Raw genomic sequence first — 20,051 nt, 5'->3', positions numbered from 1 at the left:
GGCCCGCGGGCGCCGTCCTCACTGCGGCGCCGGCAAGGCGCGTGCGCTGTCGCCGACGATCAGGAACGCGGCCCAATAGTAGGGGTGTGAGTAGTCGTCCCGGGCCATGAAGCTCCGCTCGGCCTCGATCAGCGCGTCGCCCTGGGTTGCGGCCTTCGACTTGAACAGGGCCGACATCAGGATCTCGGTCGCCGCGGAATTCACCTCCCAGTTCGAGACCAGCAGATTGCGCGCGCCGGCGTAGGTGAAGGTCGACACCAGGCCGCCGAGCGCCGCGCCGCCGCCGGTGTCCTCCAGCCCAGCCCCAGTGTTGCAGGCCGACAGCACCACTAGGTCGGCGTCCAGCTGCAGGTCGGGGATCGCGCCGGTGTCCAGCAGGGACTCGCTGGTCGGCCCGCCAAGCGACGTCACCAGCGCCGGCTGCAGGCAGCCATTGGCCTGTGGCAGCAGGCCGTGCGTGGCGAAATAGAGCACCCGGTACTGGTCGAGCGCGCCCTCGAAGCCGCCGCCGTGCCGCACCCGGTCGTCGGTGAACTCGGCGCCCAGGATCACGCTGCCCGGCGCGCCCACCGCCGCGGCCACGGACTTCACCTCCGAATCGGCTTCCGGCAGTTGGGGCAGCTTCATCAGCGCCTTGCGGAACCCCGCGCAGAAGTCGGCGCCGCCGGCGATGCTGATCGACCAGGCCGGGGCGACCACGTTCTTGAACGCCGTGGGGCCGTTGGGGATGACCGGGTCGGCGAAGCCCAGGAAGGGCTTGGCGCCCTTGCTCGGGCGGGTGCGGCGCGTGTTCCAGAAGGCCGCGGTGGAAATCGAGACCGAGGTGTCCAGGCGCGCCGCCAGCCAGCTCACGCCCTTGTAGGAGACCTCGGTCTTGGCGGCCCGCGCCGCCTCGGTGTTGCGGGCCACCAGCTGCACGCTGGCGGGATCGGTCACCAGGGCGCCGATCGGGATGCCGATCATCGTCGGGTCCGGCTGATAGATCAGCCGGTGGACCTTAGCGAGCTGCGGCTCGATGGGACCCAGCATCTTCTGGTAGATCTGATAGGCGAGATCGACGTCCCATTCGCCGAGCGCGCCGGAGTCGAGATCGCTCAACGGGTCGCGCATCTTCTTGGCCATCTGCCGGGCCTGGTTGTGGTTGATCTCGATCGCGTAGGGCCGCACCTCGGTCTTGGTGATGAAAACGCCGTAGCCGCGGCCGGCCAGCAACATGACCTTCAGATAGGCCTCGCCGTCCTTGAGCTCGCTCTGCAGGTCCTTGCTGGTCACCGTCGTGCTGAGCGCGGTGGCGTAGCGCGGGTTGGCGTCGAACAGGCGCTGCTCGAGTTCGTTGGCCTGTTTGCGCAGGTCGTCCAATTCGGCGTCCGCCTTGGTCCGGACGTCGCCCGCATAGGCGCCGGCGCGCTGCAGCTGGCGGATCTCTTCGTCCTTCTGGGCGATCAGGCGCAGGGTCGCGTCGCGGGCGCGGGAGATGCCCGCGCTGGCGGTGCCCTCGGAGCTCAGGCGCTCGGCGAACTGCAGGGACGCCGCGGCGGTGGACTCGCCCACCAGGGCCTCGGAACTGGCGAAGAAGCGCTGCGCGTCGGCGGCGTTGGTCACCGGATCGCCGCCGATCCGCTTCAGCAGGATGTCGAAATAGGCGCCCGCTGCGTCGGCCGAGGCCCCCAGCGCGCCGCGCTTGATCTGGAAGATGCCGAAGGCCCGCTCGAAGTCGCCCAGGGCGGCGTCTTCCTGTCCGCTCGCCGCCTTGGCCCGCGCCAGCTCGAGGATGTAGCGCCCGAGCGGCAGCGAGTCCGGATCCAGCGGCTCATAGATGGCGAGCGCGGCTTCGATGCGGCGCACCGCGAGCTGCGGCTGACCGTCCTCGCGGTCGAGCGCGGCCATGTCGACCTGGACGCGCACCACCAGCCAGGGCGCGGCCGAGCCCAGCACGTCCTCGCCGCGTGGCCGGTTCAGGATATCGAGCGCGGTCTGCAGGCTCTGGCGCGCCTGCGGCCGCTGGTCGAGGGCCTCCTGGCAGGTGCCGATGATCTGCCAGGCCTGGGCGTCGCGCACCGCCTCCCGATCCTCGGCGGACAGCTGCAGGCTGGGGATCTTGCCCTGGGCGTTGAGCGCGATGGCCGCGGCGCGGCCAAGGGTGAGGTCCGTTCCGACCCGGGTGACGAGGCCGGAGGCCGCCGGGCTCGCGGTGCTGCGCCGCACGGCGATGGCCCGTTGCGCCAGCGCAATGGCGTCCTCGAACCGGCGCTGATTGCGGGCGTGGGCCGCCAGGATGTTGAACGACAGGGCGCTCAAGGGCGGGCTGTTGGCCTCGGTCACCAGCGGCGTGGCCGCCTTGAAATAGGCCTCGGCCTCGGTGTAGCGGCCGCCGTTCGAGGCGTTGATCGCCACGTTCAGATAGGCCTCGGCGCGGTCGGTGAGCCCGAGCCCGGCGAGCGAGGTCTCGGCCAGGTGGCTGAACCGGGATTCGGCGTCGCCGAACTGCCATTCCTGCGCCTCGCGGTAGGCCGATTCCTTCTGCTTGGCGGGCGAGTTGGCGCTGGCTTCCGCCGCGGCGTTGAGGTTCTCGATCTGGCCGCCGAGCATGGAGCCGAGGTTGGCGGTCTGGCGGCTGGTCGCGGCCGGCGGCGGGGCTCGGCCGAGCGCCACCTTCACGCCAGTCGCCAGCACGTCGCCGATGGCCGCGTAGCCTTCGGCGGCGATCACGTCGTGGCCGGCCTGCGCCTCATAGGCCACGTAGTTCACCCCGAGCGGCTTGCTCTTGCAGGTCGCCAGCGTGGTCTTGGCCAGCAGCGGGTCGGGGACCGCGCCGCCGGGCTCACAGGTCGCGCGCTCCGCCAGCGCCCTGCGCCAGGCCTGGGCCGCCGTCGCCCCGTCGCCATGGAAGGCGTAGATCCGCCCCAGCGTCTGGGTCCAGCCGCGGCAGGTCACCTGCCAGGCGCGCAGTCCGGCCTTGGCGGCGAGCGGGTCCTCGAAGTCGCGCACGGCCTGACAGACCGCGCCGCTGCGCGCGCTCTGGCCGAGCGGGAAATCCTCACGCGGCGCGGCGCTGGCCGCCTGCGCCGATGCGGCGAGCGTCAGGGCCGTAAGAAGGGGGGCCGCGATGACCGCCATCACCCCGCCACTCTGACCGGAACGCCGCGCCATGGCCTACTTCGGGTCCTTCCAGCTTTCTTCGTTGGTGGCGCTGGCGACCGTCGGGTCGGCCGTGCCGGCGGCGGCGGTGCGGTCCTGGACCGTCAGATTGGTCAGCTGGTCGGGCGCGATACTGACGGTCGAGTGGACGCTCGAGGAGGTGCAGCTGCCGGGCTGCATGATGGCGCAGGAGTTGATGCGATAGTAGGCGCTCGGCGTCACGCCGTTGGCGAACGCGATCACATTGGCCAGCGACGCGTTGGTGCCGGTCAGAATGGTCGCCGCCGTGGTCAGCGCCCCGTTGAGCTCGATGTAGTCGGGCAGGGTGACGGCGCCCACTGATTTGCCGGACGTGCGCCCCAGCACCAGCTGCGGCACGGTCGCCGAGCCGCCGAACAGATAGAGGCCCATCGGGTTGTTGCCGAGCAGGCCCTCGGTGTCCTGCTGCGCCACCTTGCCGTTGGCCCGCAGCGTCAGCGTGCCCGCGGTGATCAGCATGCGCTGCCCGCCCAAGGTCTGCGGCGCGGTCAGCACCCTGACCGCCGAAGAGACACCGGCCGCAGACGTCGCCGAGAGCTTGTCGATGAAGTCCTGATAGCCGATCAGAATGTCGTTCGTGGCGTTCAGCTCGACCGAGCCGAAGGCGCGGATGTCGCTGAAGGTGCGGCCCGTGACGGTGGTCGAGACCCCGATCGAGCCGCCGCTGTTGGCGATCACCCGGATCGAGCCCGGGGTCCAGTCGCCCACGTCCGCGTTCGGGGCGCCGATCCGCACCATGGTGCTGTTCACCCCGCCGCTGGAAGGCGCGAAGGCGCCGGAGATGACCACCTGCGACGCCGCGCCGGCGTAGAGCTCCAGCGAGGTCTTGATCTTGGCGACGTCGATGTTGAGCGTGCCGATCGACAGCCCCGCGCCGCGCATCGTTCCCGAGCTGTCGCCCAGGAAGATCTGCAGGGTGGGCGCGTCGATCAGGCCGATCGCGCTGCTGCTGAGCGCCACGCCGCCGGAAGCCGCCGAGACGCCTTCGCCCAGCGCCAGGCCGCCGGCGGCGGTGACCTCGAGGCGCGCCGTGTTGGCCCGCCAGGCGCCGCCGAGCGCGAAATCGCCGCCGCGGGCGAAGATGCTGTCGCCGGCGGTGACGCTGCCGGCGGAAATCTTGCCGGCCGCCTGCAGATGCACGCCGGACGCCGACCCCGCGGCGTTGACGTCGCCGTTCAGCGAAATGGCCCCGCCGCTTTTGATGTCGATGTCGCCGTTGGCCAGCGTGAAGCCTTCGATCGAGGCCGTGGCCGCCAAGGGGTCGACCAACCGCATGATCGGGCCGCTCTCAGCCGATGAGATCAGCCGGTCCGCCGCGCCCGTGGCAGACGGGCCCGAGCCTGAGGACAGGGTTCCGGTCACCGAGACGTCGCCGCCGGCGCGGATGGCGATGTCGTCGCCGGCCTTGATCGTGGCCAGCCGCACCGCGCCGGTGCGGCCCCGCACGGCGACGTCGCGGTTGGCGAGCAGGGCGCCGCTGGCCTGGACCGCGGCGCCGTCAGCCAGCACGTCGCCGCCGGCCGTGACCGCCGCCAGACTGACCGCGCCGGAGCCCAGCGTCTGGAACCGGGCGTCGCCGGCCGCGGTCGCCGCGCCGCCGACGGTGATCGCGCCGTGGGCGCGGACGTCGATATTGCCGCCGGAAAGGTCGAAGTCGCCGTTCAGCGCGGTCTTGTCGGTGGCGAACAGCCGGTCGCCGGCGCCGGCGCTGTCCGCCGCCCCGCCGGCGCTGATCGCGCCGCTGACCGTGACGTCCTTGGCCGCGCGCAGCACCACGTCGTCGCCGGCCGCGACGCTGGCCAGGGTGACGGAGTCGGTCTGGGCGCGGACGGCGACGTCACGGCCCGCGCGCACGTCGGCGCCGGTGACCGCGCCGCCATCCAGCAGGATGTCTCGGCCCGCGGCGACCGAGCCGGTGACCACGGCGCCGGCCGCCTGCAGCCTCACGTCGGTCGGCGCGCTGATCGCACCCAGCGCCGAGATGCCGCCCGCGGCCGACTTTAGGTCGACGTTGCCGCCGGCCAGGTCGAAATCGCCGCCCAGGCTGGTGGGATTGAGGCTGAAGAGGCCGTCGCCGGCGCCGGCCGCGTCGGCCCCCTGCCCGGCGTTGAGCTGGCCGGAGACGGCGATGGCGTTGGCGGCGCGCAGCACGATGTCGTCGCCGGCCTTGGCCGAGGCGATCGAGATACCGCCGCCCGTGGAGCGCAGCGCCACGTCGCGCCCGGCGGAAAGGTCGCCCGCGGTCAGGTCGCCGGCCGCGTCGATCGATATGTCCCCGGCCACCGTGGCGGTCCCGAGCGTCGTGGCGCCGGTGGATTGCAGCCGCAGGTGAGCGCCCGCCTCGGTGTCGACCGCACCGCTCAGCGTGATGTTGGCGCCGCGGAGGTCAAGGACGCCCACGCCGGCGTCGGCGGCCTCGCCGAACAGGGTGGCCGCGCCGGATCCGGCCGCGATCAGCCGGTCGCCGACGCCGCCCGTCGCCGGGGTCTGGCCGGCCTTCAGGTCGCCGCTGGCGGTCACGTCACCGCCGGCGCGCACCACGAAATCATTGCCCGCCGTGACCGAGGCGACGGCGACATTGCCGGTCCGCCCGAACAGCGCCACGTCGCGCGTGGCGGTGAGGCCGCCGGTCGCCGCCACCGATCCGCCGTCCGCGAAGAAGTCGCGCCCGGCGGTGACGGCGCCGGAGATCGTCACCACGCCGCCCGTCGTCTGCAGCCGGATGTCGCCGGGGCCCTGAGCGCCGGAGATGGTGATGGGGCCGGAGCCGGATTTGACGTCGATCGTGGCGCCGGTCACGTCGAAGCTACCGCCCAGCGCGGTCGGATCGGCGAGGAACAGCATGTCGCCGACACCGACGTGGTCGGAGCCGCCCACCTTCAGCATGCCCGCGGTGACCCCCTGCGCGGCGCGCAGCACGATGTCGTCGCCGGCGCTCAGACTGCCGGTGGTGAGCGAGCCTGACTTCGAGCGCAGCGCGATGTCGCCGGCCGCCGTCAGGTCGCCGACCGTCAGGTCAGCGGTGCTGTCGATCAGGATGTCGGTGCCGGCGCTGGCGCCGCCCATCAGCGAGCCGGCGCCGGCCAGGATGCGCACGCCGCCGACCGCGCTGGCCCGCAGGATGCCGATCACATTGCCGATGATGTCGATGTCCGAGTCGCCGAGGCCGAAGGTCAGGCCGCCGACCGAAAGCGCGCCGCTTTCGCTCGGATCGATGAGCTTGTCGCCCAGGCCGACGGTGGACGCTTGCCCGGTGGTGGTCACGGCGCCGCTGCCGCGGATGTCGCCGGTCGAGCGCAGCACCACATCGTCGCCGGCGGAGACGTCCGCCAGGCTGATCGCCGAGCCGTCCCGGGCGCGCACGGCCACATCGCCGCTGGTCGCTGTCAGCGTCCCGGTCGCCTGCGCGCCGTTCGGGCCCAGCCCGGGGCCGCCGTCGAGCAGGATGTCACGCCCGGCGGTGACCGCGCCCACCGTCACCGACCCGCCGGTGGTCGCCTGGGTCTGGAAGCGGGCGTCGGTGGCGGCGTTGGTCGCGCCGGTCACCTGGATCGAGCCGGCGGTGGAGCGCACATCGACCATCTGGCCGACCAGGTCCAGGGCGCCGGCCAGGGACGATTTCGCCACGCCGAACATCAGGTCGCCGGCCTGATCGGCGGCGTTGGAGTCGGTTCCGCCGCCGGCGCTGAGCGGCCCGGTCACGAAGATCGAGCCGTTCGCCCGGATGACCACGTCATCACCGGCCGAGGCGCCGCCGATCGACACCTGGGCGCCGACGCCGGTCGAGCGCGCGCCCACGTCGCGGCCTGCGGTCAAGAGCCCGGTCGCCACCGTCGAGCCGCCGTCGACCAGCACGTCGCGGCCCGCCGTCAGACCGCCCAGGTTGAGCGCGCCCAGCGACTGGACCCTCACGTCGGATGCGACGCCCGTCGCCGTGATCGTCCCGATCGTCATCACCGACCCGGCCACGATGTCCACGTCATGACCGGTCAGGTCGTAGGATTGGCCTTGCAGGGTCACCACGCCGTCGGTGGTCAGCAGGACGTCGCCCAGGCCGGTGCTATCGGCGCCGCTGCCGGCGGTCACCGTCCCGTTGACCAGCACGCTGCCCGTCGTGCGCAGCACCACGTCGTCGCCCGCCGAGATTCCGGCGAGGTTGATGCCCTTGCCGTCGCGGGCGCGAACCGCCACATCGCCATTGGTCGCGGTCAGCGTCCCGGTCGCCACCGCGCCGTTGGGGCCGGCGCCGCCGCCGTCCAGCAACACGTCGCGGCCCGCCGTCACCGCCGCGACGGTCACCGAGCCGCCGGTCGTCGCCTGGGTCTGGAAGCGCGCGTCGGTCGCGGCGGTCACCGCGCCGGTGACCGAGATCGAGCCGGCGCTGGAGCGCACGTCGACCGTCCCGCCCACCAGGTCGAGATCGGCGCCCAGGTTCGATTTGGCGGCGCCGAACATCAGGTCGCCGGCCTGATCGGTCGCGCTGGAGTCTGCGCCGAGGCCGGCGCTGAGCGGCCCGGTCACGAAGATCGAGCCCTTCGCCCGGATGACCACGTCGTCGCCCGCCGAGGCGCCGCCCACGGTCACCGAGGCGCCGTCGCCGGTCGACCGCACGCCGACGTCGCGGCCCGCGCTGAGCACGCCGGTCAGCACCGTCGAGGCGCCGTCCACCAGCACGTCACGGCCCGCTGTCAGGGCGCCCAGATTGAGCGCGCCCACCGACTGGAAGCGCGCATCGCCGGCCGCCGTGACGCCGCCGATCGTGGTCACCGAGCCGCCGACGATATCCACATTGTGTCCGGTCAGGTCGTAGGCGTGGCCCTCCAGCGTCACCGCGCCTTCCGTGGTCGAGAGCGCGTCGCCCAGGCCCACGCTGTCCGTGCCGCCGCCGGCGTTCACCGCGCCGTTGACCGTGATCGCGCCCGCCGCGCGCAGCACCACGTCGTCGCCGGCCGACACGTCGGCCAGGCTGATCGCCGAGCCGTCGCGCGCCCGGACCGCCACGTCGCCGCTGGTCGCCGTCAGCGTCCCGCTGGCGAGCACCCCGTTGGGACCCACGCCGCCGCCATCCAGCAGCACGCTGCGCCCGGCGGTCACGTCGGCCACCGTCACCGACCCGCCGGTCACGGCCCCGGTCTGGAAGCGCGCGTCGGTGGCGGCGTTGACCGAACCGGTCACCGTGATCGAGCCGGCCGTCGACCGCACGTCGATGGTCCTGCCGGTCAGGTTCAGGTTCCCGCCCAGGTTCGACGGGTCGGCGCTGAAGATCAGGTCACCGGCCTGGTCCGTCGCGGCGGAGTCCGCCCCGCTGCCGGCGCTCAAGGTCCCGGTGGCGAAGATCGAACCCTTGGCGCGGATCACCAGGTCGTCGCCGGCCGACGCATTGCCGATCGTCACCGAGGCGCCGGCGCCGGTCGAGCGCACCCCGATGTCGCGCCCCGCGCTCAGGATGCCGGTCAGCACCGTCGAGCCGGAGTCGACCAGCAGGTCGCGGCCCGCGGTGATGTTGAAGACGTCGATCGCGCCGGTGGCCTGCAGCCGCACGTCGCCGACGGCGGAAAGCAGCCCGGGCGTCGTCACCGTGCCGGCGACGATGTCGATGTTGTTCCCGCTCAGATCGTAGGCGTGACCCGCCACCGTCACAGCGCCGCTGGCGGACTTCAGAGCGTCGCCCAGGCCGACGCTGTCGGCGCCGCCGCCGGCGTTCACCGCGCCGCTGATCGTCAGGTCGCCCGACGCTCGGATCGCTACGTCGTCGCCGGCCGAGACGTTGGCCAGGCTGGCCGTCGAGCCGTCACGGGCGCGGACGGCCACGTCGCCGCTGGTCGCCGTCAGCGTCCCGGTGGCGAGCACGCCGCCGGCGCCGCCGCCGTCCAGCAACAGGTCGCGGCCCGCTGTCACCGTGCCCACCGTGACCGCGCCGCCAGTTATTGCCTGGGTCTGGAAGCGCGCATCGCTGGCGGCGTTCACCGCGCCCGTCACCGTGATCGAGCCGGCGCTCGAGCGCAGGTCGATATTCTGGCCGGTGAGGTTGAGGTTTCCGGCCAGGTTCGTCGCCGCGGCGCTGAAGATCAGATCGCCGGCCTGGTCGCCGGCCGCGGAGTCGGCGCCGCCGCCCGAGGTCAGGGTCCCGGTCGCGAAGATCGACCCCTTCGCCCGGACCACCAGGTCGTCGCCGGCCGAGGCGTCGCCGATCGTTACCGAGGCCCCGGCGCCGGTCGAGCGCACGCCGATGTCGCGTCCGGCGCTTAAGCTCCCGGTCAGCACCGTCGAGCCGGAGTCCACCAGCACGTCGCGGCCGGCCGTGAGGCTGGTCAGGCTGACGGCGCCGGTCGTCTGGATCCGCAAATCACCCACGGAGCTGAGGGTCGCCGGCGTTGTCAGCGAGCCGGCGACGATGTCGACGTTGTGGCCGCTCAGGTCATAGGCGTGGCCGGCCACGGTGAGAGCGCCGCTCGCGGTCACGAGCGCGTCGCCCAGGCCCGCGCTGTCCGCGCCACCGCCCACGTTGACCGCGCCGCTTAGCGTCAGGGCGCCGGTCCCGCGGATCACCAGGTCGTCGCCGGCCGAGACGCTCGCCAGGCTGATGTCCGTCCCGTCGCGGGCGCGGATCGCCACCTGTCCATTCGTCGAGGTCAGGGCTCCGGCCGCCAGCACGCCGTTGGGGCCGCCGCCGCCGCCGTCCAGCAGCAGGTCGCGGCCCGCGGTCACCGCGCCCACCGTCACCGACCCGCCGCCGGTCGCGGTCTGGAAGCGCGCGTCGGTGGCGGCATTGACCGCACCCGTCACCGTGATCGAGCCCGCGGTGGAGCGCAGGTCGACGGTCTGGCCGGTGAGGTTCAGGTTGCCGCCCAGGTTCGACATATCGGCGCTGAAGATCAGATCGCCGGCTTGGTCTGCCGCCGCCGAATCCGCCCCGCCGCCCGAGCTCAACGTCCCTGTGGCGAAGATCGAGCCCTTCGCCCGGACCACCAGATCGTCGCCGGCCGAGGCGGCGCCGATCGTCACCGAGGCGCCCGCGCCGGTCGAGCGCACGCCGATGTCGCGCCCGGCGCTTAAGCTCCCGGTCAGCACCGTCGAGCCGGCATCCACCAGCACATCGCGCCCGGCCGAGAGGCTGGTCAGGCTGACCGCCCCAGTCGTCTGCAGCCGAATGTCGCCCACAGCCGTCAGGGTCCCGGGCGTGGTCACCGAGCCGACGGTCACGTCGATGTTGTGCCCGGTCAGATCATAGGCGTGGCCCGCCAGGGTGAGCGCGCCATCCGAGGTGACCAGCGCATCGCCCAGGCCGACGGCGTCGGTCCCGCCGCCGACGTTCACCGGGCCGCTGATCGTCAGGCCGGCGGTCCCGCGGATCACCAGGTCGTCGCCGGCCGAGACGCTGCCCAGGCTGATGTCCGCGCCGTCGCGGGCGCGGATCGCCACCTGGCCGTTGGTGGAGGTGAGCGCGCCCGAGGCCAGGACGCCGGTTCCGGCGCCGCCGCCGTCGAGGAAGACGTCGCCCACGGCCGTCACCGACCCGACGTTCACCGCGCCGCCGCCCGGCAGGGTCTGAAAGGTCGCCTTGCCGCCCGCGGTCACCGCGCCCAGCACGCCGATGTCGAGGCTCGACAGGATGCGGATGTCCGAGCCGACGCCATGGGCCGACAGCGCGCCGCCGACGGTGACGCCCTGGCCGACGATATGGATCACGCCGCCCGGCAGGACCAAGGGCTCGCTGGCGTTGTCGAGATCGAAGTAGTGCAGGTAGATCGCCAGCTGGTCGGCGGCCTGGGTCGCGCCGTCGATGTTCGTGTCGGTGGTCGGAACCAGCCGCAGGATCGGCGTGCCCGCGGTCACCGAGCCCAGGATATGGGTCCGCCCATAGATGCTGAACGACAGCGCGTCGTCCCCGGCCTGCTCGGAGGCGATGGTGGTGCCGGCGCCGGTGTGGTCGCCGGGCGCCGCGCCGGGCGTCGGCGCGCCCCGGCCCAGCACCGCGATATCGCGGCCGGCGATCAGGGCCCCGGTGGTGATCGCCTTGGCGGAGTCGATCTGCATGTCGCGGGTGGCGATGGCCGATCCCAGACTGATATTGGGATCCAGGCCGTTGACCGGCGTGGCCGAGATCCGCGTCTCGATCCGCAGGTCCGAGGTGGAGGCGTCGACCGGGCCGGCGAGGTTCGGAGCGTCAGTGCTGGGCTGGCGGCCGGCGATGGCGGCGCCGCCGACGTGGACGGCTTGCGAGACGATGTTGACGTCGAAGCCGACGGCGCTGAACACCGTGGCCGGGTTGCCGTCGAAGTCGCTGAACGGCTTGGCGGCGTTCAGGGCGTCCCCGGCGCCGACCGAGTCGGTGGGCGTCATGCCGGGCGAGTCGCGGCCGGACTCGACATTGCCGGCCACCGAGATCGCGCCGCTCAACGCGCGCAGCACCACGTCGTCGCCGGCGAGCGCCGAGGCCATGGTGATGTTGCCGGCGGCGGAGTCGACGGCGACGTCGCCGCCGGCGAACACGTCGCCGGTCTGGATCGAGCTCGCCGCCGCGTTCTCGGCCTTCAGGCTGATGTCGCTGTGCGCGGTCACCGACTTGCCGGGCCCGGTGGCCAGCTGCAGCGCCGCGGTCCCCGGCGCCGGATCGGGGTTGGTGGCCTCGGCGACCAGGGTCGAGGCGACCTGAGCGGCGCCCAGCGTCTCGTTCACGTCCGGCGCGCGCCCGGCGGCCACATTGCCGGTGATCGCGATGGTCTGGGCCTTGAGGTCGATGTCGTGGCCGGTCAGCGTCGAGCCCACCAGGGTGTCGGCGGCGCCTGACGGGTCCGGGTCGGCCGGATCATGGGTTTGACCCGACTGCAGGTCGCCCGAGCCGGTGATCGCGCCCGCGAGCGCGCGGACCGCGATGTCGTCGCCGGCGCTGGCGGTCCCCAGCGCGACGTTGCCGGTCGTGGCGCTGACCGCCAGGTCTCGCGTGGCGCTGACCGTCGATCCGCCGGCCAGGACGTCGCCGGCCGTGACCGAAACGTCGCGCGCTGAGTTGATCGTGCCGGTCAGGGTCGCGGTGGTCGACGCGCCGATGGTGACGTCGCCGGCCGCGGCGCCCGTCCCCTGCGTCGCCGCCGAGCCCACCGAGACCGCGCCGCCGGTGGATTGCAGCAGCACATGGGCGTCGTCCGCCGCGCCGACGCCGGTCGCGGTCAGGCTGGCGCCGGTCGTCGTGACCGAGCCGGTCGTGGCGGTCACCTCGATATCGTTGCCGGCGGTGACCGCGCCGGTGACGGTCGCCGAACCGGTCGTGGCGGTCACCAAGACGCTGTTGGCCGCATTGCCCGACCCCAGGCTCGCCGTTGGCGCCAGGACCTTGATGTCATGCGACGAGGCCCCGGAGCTCAGGCTCGCCGTGGTCGCCCCGCTGACGGTGATATCGCCGGCCGCCGCGCCCGTCCCCTGGGTCTCCGCCGAACCGACCGCGACTGAGCCGCCGGTGGATTGCGCCAGCACATGGGCGTCGCCGACGGCGCCGGTCCCGTTCGACTTCAGGTCCGCGCCGCCCGCCGCCACCGAGCCGGTCGTGGCGGTCACCTCGATGTCGTCGCCGGCCACCGCCTGGCTGGTCACCGTGGCCGTGCCGGTGGTCGCGGTGACGAACACATCCCGCGCCGCGATGCCGAATCCGAGGCCAGCGCTCGGACCCAGCACCTTGAGGTCGCGCGACGAGCTCCCGGAGCCCAGAGTCGCGCCGGTCGCCCCGTCGACGGTGATGTCGCCGGCCGCCGCGCCTGACCCTTGCGTCGCCGCCGAGGTCAGGGACACCGACCCGCCGGTGGACCGCGCCAGAACGTGGGCGTCATCGGTGGCGCCGACACCGGTCGCCGTCAGGCTCGCGCCTAGCCCGGCGACCGAGCCGGTGGTCGCGGTCACCTCGATGTCGTTGCCCGCCGAGACCGCACCGGTCACGGTCGCGGCGCCGGTGGTGGCGGTCACGAACACGCTGTCGGCGGCGCTGCCCGAGCCAAGGCTCGCCGCGGGCCCCAGGACCTTCAGGTCGTGCGACGAATTCCCCGATCCCAGACTGGCCGAGGTCGCGCCGCTGACGGTGATGTCGCCGGCGGCCGCGCCCGTCCCCTGGGTCGCCGCCGAGCCCACCGTCGCCGACCCGCCGGTCGACCGGGCGAGCACGTGGGCGTCTCCCACCGCGCCCGGGCCGCCGGCGGTCAGGCTGCCGGTCGTCGCGGTCACCGCGCCCGTCGTCGCGGTCACTTCGATGTCGTCGCCGGCCAGCACCGCGCCGGTCACCGTCGCCCCGCCCGTCGTGGCGGTCACGAAGACGTCGCGCGCGGCGCTGCCCGACCCAAGGCCGGCTGTCGGTCCGAGGACCTTCAGATCCTGCGACGAGTGGCCGGAGCCGAGGGTCGCCCCGGTCGCGCCGTTGATGGTGATGTCGCCGGCCGTGACCCCCGCGCCCTGGGTCGTCGCCGAGCCCACCGACACCGACCCCGCCGTGGATTGCGCCAACACGTGGGCGTCGTCCGTCGCGCCGGATCCCGTCGCCGTCAGCGTCGCGGTCGTGGCGGAGACCGAGCCGGTGGTGCTGGTGATCTCGATGTCGTTGCCGGCCGTCACCGTCCCGCTGACCGTCGCCAGGCCCGTCGTCGCGGTGACGAACACGCTGTCGCCCGCGCTGGCCCCGCCCAGGGTCGCGCCGGGGCCGATCACCTTGATGTCGCGCCCGGCCGTCCCGCTGCCCAGGCTCGCGCTGGAGCCGCCGTTGAGCACGATGTCGCCCGCCAGGCCGCTCGCCGCCGCCGATGTGACCGAGACGGTGGTCAGGCCCGTGGCTGAGACGCTTGAGCCGTTAAGCTGGCCGAGCGAGATGGCGCCGGCCGGGGCCGTCACGGTGGCCGTCCCGCCGGCGGTGACCTCGCCGACGTTCACCGACCCCGTGGTCGCCGAAACGGTCGCCGAGCCCGCCGCCAGCGCAGTCGTCGCGTTGAGGTCGCCCGAGGAGGCGGTCAGGACCAGGTCGCCGGTCGGACCGATCGAGGCGCTCGTCGCCAGGGTGATCGTATCGATCTGGATCAGGGAGTCGGAGGCGGCGCGCAGCACGCCGAGCGGGCTGGCGGCGTCGACAAAGGTGGCGTCGTCGATGGCCGGGCCCTTGGCCAGGACGAAATTGCCCGCGCTCATCACCGCGCCCGGCGAGATGACCACGCCGCCCGGCGAATAGAACCAGATATTGCCGCCGGCCACCGCGCCGACCAGCCCGGTGACGTGCCCATTCGCGTCGATCTGGATCTGGGTCGGCGACTTATTCAGGACAATGTCGGACGTCTGGCCGAAGTGATAGGTGACCGCGTCGGCGGCGCTGACGTGGAAACTGTCCCAATTGATAACGGTCCGGGGCGCGTTCAGCGCGACGTCCAGTGTGTTGGCGTTGGGCGCGGTGATGGTCGGAAGCGCCCCGCCGGTGGAGAACTTTATCGCCGCCGCCGCGGGGATCGCCGGTAGGGTCTGCGCCTGGGCCGCCACGGCGAAAACCAGGCTCGCGCCGCACAGCGCCGAGCCACCCAGCAGCCATCGGCGCCTGGGCCTTGGCGCTGGGATGTTCGCTGCTGTGATGGGTCTGGCCATCGCTCCTGCTCAGCGTGCGACTACGAGTTGAACCAGCAATCTCTGTGCCGGTCTGTCGAGTGACGTCGGAAAGGGGCGATCGAACGGGTGCGCATAGGCGATCTGCGCCTGGACGCCGAAGGGCAGCCGCACGTCCAGGCCGACGCCTTCCGAGCGCAGGATGCGGTCCTGCGAACCGAGGTCCAGGTTGCTGACCTTGCCGATGTCGTAGAAGGCGAAGGGCGACAGCGTCACGCCCTTGAAGACCTGCAGCGGGCGGATCTGCAGCTTGCCCTCGGCGCTCGCCTCGCGGTCGCCGGAGAGGATCGCCGGCTCGTAGCCCCGGCCGATGGTCAGATCGCCCACCGCCATCTCCTCATAGGCCAGCAACGGACGGTCGCTGTACTGCGCCTGGGCCCGCAGCCCGAGATCGAACCAGCGCCAGGTCAGGTGGCTCTCGCCGTCGAACCGGACCAGCCAGGCGTCGGGCCGGCCCTGCAGCCGCGAGAGGCCCGGGTCGCCCGCCCGGCTGGCGCCCAGGGCTGTGAAACCCTTGCGCGCCTCCAGCTCGCCGTTGGCGGCGAGCCCGATCCGATGGCCAAGCTCGCGCGTGAAATCGCCGCTGAGCCGGGTCCAGACGACCCGCAGCTTGTCGTCGGCCAGCACGTCCCCGCCCGGGAACGCCGTGGTCTGGTCGATGAAGTCCACCCCGGCCGCGGCATACAGGCTCTCGCGCCGCAGCCGGACGATCGGATAGCGCAGCTCGCCGGTGCCGACGAACGACTGGCCGTGCAGCTCCAGCGGCGCCAGCTGGCCGCCGGGCCGCGACTGGCCATAGGCCAGGGAGACGCGGCCCATCAGCCCGCTCGAGCCGAACCGCGCCTCTTCGACCAGCTGGGCGATCCACTGGTCCCTGCTGGGAATGGTGTCGTAGGCGATCAGCGTCGTGCGCTCGCCAAACGAGGTGAAACTGTTCAGGTCGACCCGGGCCAGGGCGCCCCAGGGGCCGAGCGAATCCGAGCCCGAGTTCTGCACCGCGGCGAGCTCGTTGATCGGGTCGCGCGAAAGCTGCACCTCCAGGTCGATGGCGCCCTGCCCCTCGGCCGAGGGGCGCAAGGCCGCCGTCACCCGCACGCGCGGCACGTCGCTGGCCAGCAGCAGATAGCGTTGCGCGGTGTCGAGATCGAAGGGCGTCATCCCGCGCAGCTTGTCGAGATAGGCCTCGACCCGGTCTTGGCCCGGACCGATGTCGCCGCGCACCCGCACCGCGACGATGCGCGCCTCGGTGACCTCGATCCTGAGGCGCCCGCCGGAAATCGTCTGGGCAGGGATTTCGACCCGCGCCAGGCGGCCGCGGCGGAACAGGATCAGGGACAGGTCGTCGCGGATGTCGCAGATCTTCGCGACCGGGATCTCCGTGCCGAGCAGCCGGCTGTAGGCGGCCTTCACCACCTGGGCGCTGATCGAGCTGCCGACCACGTCGACCGCCTCGAGCTTGAAGGTCAGGGTCGAGGTCGACAGCGGACAGGGCGGCGCCGTCGGCGGGGCGAACAGGTCTGAGTTGTTGCTCGCGGGACGCGCGCCGCGGCGGGCATCGGGATTGAGCTCCTGGCTGCTCGGCGTGACGCTGGTCGAGGCCGCCGTGGTCGGCGGCGCCGCAGGTCGCGCCTGCGCCAGCGCATGGCTGGCCAGCGCCCAGATCACGGCCGCGAGCAGAATCTCGCGCAGGTTTGCGACCCCAACGCTCACTGTATTTGTCGCCTTGCGCCCGTTGTCTTGCACCCCCGCAAGACCCGATCCGAAATCGAAAGCACAATCGGACGCATTTTGCGACTTTGATTCTAGACATTCGCGCGCTTCACGGGAGCGTTGACCGGTAGACTCAACGGAAAGGCGAATTCTGTTGCCGTTTTGCCGACGCCTTGCAGATCAGATCGATTATCTGGCGACAACAGACTATCTAACACCTGATCAGTGGCGGCGATATCGGACTAAAGTCTTACGACCAAAGTCGTAGAGATACGCCGCGACGGACGCCTGGACTGCCCGGGCCGGGCACAACCGAAAATGGAGACATCTCGCCGCAGGCTTCGGGCCGGTCGGCGCGCTCCTGTGATTGATACCGGTGAGTTACAAAATCCTGCCGCGACCTGGCGAAATCAGCTAGGCTAAGGTCAAAAGAGCGTAGGGGAGCCGCCAGCCATGCCACACCGCCGACTTCTTCTCGCTGCGGGCTGCGCCGCGGCCGCGCTCGCCTTCGTGGGCGCCCAGACGATCCCGGGCCTCTGGAGCGGCGGACGGGCCAAGGCCGCGCCGGCCAACGCAGCCGCCGCCGAGACCGCCACCCCGCCCGGCGTGGCCTACCACAGCGCCACCGCGGCCGACCTGCGCCACGCCTATTTCGGCGACCTGCACCTGCATACGACCATGTCGTTCGACGCCTGGAGCTTCGGCAGCCGGGTCACCCCCGACCAGGCCTACAAGTTCGCCCGCGGCGAGACGGTCATGGTCCCCGCCGTCCAGGCCAAGGTTCAGGAATCGATGAGCGGCGAGGCCGACGTGCCGGCCAGGCGCGCCTGGCCGCTCGACTTCATGGCGGTCACCGACCACTCCGAATTCATGGGCGTCGCCAACCAGTTCGACGACCCGAACAGCGCCGCATCCAAATCGCCGACCGGCCTGCAGATCGCCAAGGATCCGCACCAGATGTTCGTCATCGTGGCCAAGGCCATAGAGGGCGCGCACGGCCATGGCGCCGGCAATACCGACCTCAACGCCGAAAAGGCCATGGCCGACACCTGGGCCCGGCAGGTCAAGGCGGCCAACGACAACTACAGGCCCGGCAAGTTCACCACCTTCATCGCCTATGAGTGGACCTCCGCCCCGGACGGCCGGAACCTGCACCGCAACGTCTTCTTCAATTCCGACCACGCGCCGCAGCCGTTCACCTCGGCCCAGTCCAATCGCCCCGAGGACCTCTGGAGCTTCCTGGAAGCGGTGCGCGCCAAGGGCATCGACGTCATCGCCATCCCGCACAACGGCGACGCCTCCGACGGGCTGATGTACGACTGGAATGACAGCGACAAACGCCCGATCAGCGAGGCCTACGCCCAGCGCCGCGCGCTCAACGAGCCCCTGACCGAGATCGCCCAGAACAAGGGCCAGTCCGACACCGTCCCGGCGCTGTCGCCCAACGACGAGTTCGCCAACTTCGAGATCTACGACCACCTGATTTCGCGCCCGTCGATCAAGAGCAAGCCGGACGGCAGCTACATCCGCCAGGCGCTGGGCCGCGGCCTGGTGCTGCAGGGCCGCGAAGGGGTGAACCCGTACAAGTACGGCCTGGTCGGCGCGACCGACATCCACAATGGCCTCTCGACCACCGACGAGCACGGCGTCGGCGGCTCGCTGGCGGTCGATCCCAACACCATGCTGCCGCGGGGCGACGCCGCCAGGCGGCTGCTGGAGATCATCAGGTCTCCGGCCCGGCTCGATTCCGACGCCGACGACAAGGGCGAGGCGCACGCCTTGGCCACCCCCCTGGAGGTCGGCACCGGCGGCCTGACCGGCGTCTGGGCCGAGGAGAACACCCGCAACTCGATCTATGCGGCGCTCAAGCGCAAGGAGACCTTCGCGACCACCGGCACCCGCATCCGCGTGCGGATGTTCGGCGGCTGGTCCTATCCCAAGGCGATGACCGCCCAGGCCAACTGGGTGAAGACCGCCTACGCCAAGGGCGTGGCCATGGGCGCCGACCTGCCGGCCCGGCCCGCCGCGATCAAGGCGCCGACCCTGGTCCTGCAGGCCGTGAAGGATCCGGACGGGGCCAACCTCGACCGCATCCAGGTGATCAAGATCTGGAAGGACGGCGACGGCTACAAGGAGCGCATCTTCAACGTTGCGCTCTCCGGCGGCCGCCACGAGAACCCCGCCACCAACAAGGCCCCGCCGGTCGGCGACACCGTCGACCTCAAGACCGGGAAGTACGCCAACACCATCGGCGCGCCGCTGCTGAGCGCGCAATGGACCGACCCGACCTTCGACGCCGCCAAACCGGCCGTCTACTACGCCCGCGTGCTGGAGATTCCGACGCCCCGGTGGAGCACCTATCTGGCGATCGCCAACAACCTGCCGATCCCCAAGAGCCGCCCGGCCACCATCCAGGAACGCGCCTGGTCGTCGCCGATCTGGTTCACCCCGCCGAAATCCTAGCGGCCATCGGAAGGCTGACCGGCGCCAAGGTTCGCACCGCACGCGAACTTTAAGCCCTGTGCGCGTTACCCATGGCCTCGTCGGCATACCGGCGATAGATTGGTTCATACGCCCACTGCGCAGCTGCAAGCAGCACGGGACATGTGCGAGGCGACCATGACGACCACGGAACGATTCCGCGCGCGCCGATCCGGCCGCGCAGCCCTGCCTTTCGCGGCCCTGCCCTTCTCGGTTCTGGGCGCGGCGACGCTCAGCCTCGGCTTTGCGAGCCCCGCGCAGGCCTATCAACTGGGCGGCTTCCTCAAGGGGGTTGGCGATCAGGTGACGGCCCACATGCCGGCGCAAAAGCCGGCGCAACCGGCCGCGACAGCGCCTCCAGCCGGGGCCGGGCCCATGGGGCTGCAGGGCCAGGCCGGAACGCCGCTGCATAAGCTCGGCACCGACGCCGTGGCGGTGGTCGATTCCGTCTCGGGCACGACGGCCGTGCGGCAGATGGACTACGTCTTCGCCAAGCAGAGCTTCACCCTCGGGCCCAAGGGCGCGGTCACGCTGAGCTACCTGTCGGGCTGCAACTCCGAGGTGATCACCGGCGGCACGGTCACGGTCGAGCCGACCGGCAGCCGGGTGGTCGGCGGCAAGCTGCAGACCAGGGCGACGCCGGGCTGCCGCATCGCCAAGCCGATCATCCTGGCCAGCGCGTCCGAAGCCGGCGCGACGGTCAACCGGATCACGCCATTCACCGGCGCGAACTGGGATGAGCGCGAACTGAAGTCCGGACCCCCGGTGTTCAAATGGGACAAGGCGCTGGGCGCCGTCACCATCCGGGTGAAGGACATGGAAAAGGACGGCCAGGTGATCTGGCAGGCCACGGCGACCCAGGACTGGGTGGCCTACCCCGCCGGCCAGGCGCCGCTGCCGCGTGGCGAACCCTTCAAGGTCGAGGCGGTGGCCGGCGACAAGGTGGTGGCCAGCGCGCTGTTCTCGATCAACCCCGCGCTGGACGAGGCGGACACCATGGCCAACCGCGTTGTCCCGCTTTCCGCCCCTTAGGGAGCTGACGGGCCAGGCCGGGCCGTGGC

The 20,051-nt window shown here is 71.9% G+C and carries 5 protein-coding genes; 2 read left to right on the top strand and 3 right to left on the bottom strand.

The annotated features are described in order from the left end of the window. Positions 1-18: 18 nt before the first annotated feature. The 3 genes from VKQ35_RS20750 to VKQ35_RS20740 are packed head-to-tail and all read right to left on the bottom strand — an operon-like array spanning position 19 to position 16,509. On the bottom strand, positions 19-3,150 hold the full coding sequence (locus VKQ35_RS20750) for a CHAT domain-containing tetratricopeptide repeat protein (RefSeq protein ID WP_324364689.1): 3,132 nt from the start codon (positions 3,148-3,150) through the stop codon (positions 19-21). Between the two features lie 3 nt (positions 3,151-3,153). Next, complete coding sequence (locus VKQ35_RS20745) at positions 3,154-14,781, bottom strand: hypothetical protein (RefSeq protein ID WP_324364687.1); 11,628 nt, start codon at positions 14,779-14,781, stop codon at positions 3,154-3,156. Positions 14,782-14,790: 9 nt separating this feature from the next. Next, the gene (locus tag VKQ35_RS20740; RefSeq protein WP_324364684.1) at positions 14,791-16,509 is read right to left on the bottom strand and encodes a ShlB/FhaC/HecB family hemolysin secretion/activation protein; all 1,719 of its coding nucleotides are present in this window, start codon (positions 16,507-16,509) and stop codon (positions 14,791-14,793) included. Positions 16,510-16,962: 453 nt separating this feature from the next. Between VKQ35_RS20740 and VKQ35_RS20735 the strand changes: the two genes are divergently transcribed. Both VKQ35_RS20735 and VKQ35_RS20730 read left to right on the top strand, forming a co-directional pair. Continuing rightward, on the top strand, positions 16,963-18,972 hold the full coding sequence (locus tag VKQ35_RS20735) for a DUF3604 domain-containing protein (protein ID WP_324364683.1): 2,010 nt from the start codon (positions 16,963-16,965) through the stop codon (positions 18,970-18,972). Between the two features lie 156 nt (positions 18,973-19,128). Further along, entirely contained in the window at positions 19,129-20,022 is an 894-nt protein-coding gene (locus VKQ35_RS20730; protein ID WP_324364680.1) for a hypothetical protein, read from the top strand. The last annotated feature ends 29 nt before the right edge of the window (positions 20,023-20,051 follow it).

The sequence above is a fragment of the Phenylobacterium sp. genome (assembly GCF_035309685.1).
GTDB lineage: Bacteria > Pseudomonadota > Alphaproteobacteria > Caulobacterales > Caulobacteraceae > Phenylobacterium.
The sequence above is the reverse complement of the archived record's forward strand: the minus strand, read 5'-3'. Positions and strand labels throughout refer to the sequence as shown.

Excerpts from the sequence above, each read along its gene's own strand:
- VKQ35_RS20745 (WP_324364687.1), bottom strand. The coding sequence starts at position 14,781 with ATGGCCAGACCCATCACAGCAGCGAACATCCCAGCGCCAAGGCCCAGG.
- VKQ35_RS20730 (WP_324364680.1), top strand. The coding sequence starts at position 19,129 with ATGACGACCACGGAACGATTCCGCGCGCGCCGATCCGGCCGCGCAGCC.
- VKQ35_RS20750 (WP_324364689.1), bottom strand. The coding sequence starts at position 3,150 with ATGGCGCGGCGTTCCGGTCAGAGTGGCGGGGTGATGGCGGTCATCGCG.
- VKQ35_RS20735 (WP_324364683.1), top strand. The coding sequence starts at position 16,963 with ATGCCACACCGCCGACTTCTTCTCGCTGCGGGCTGCGCCGCGGCCGCG.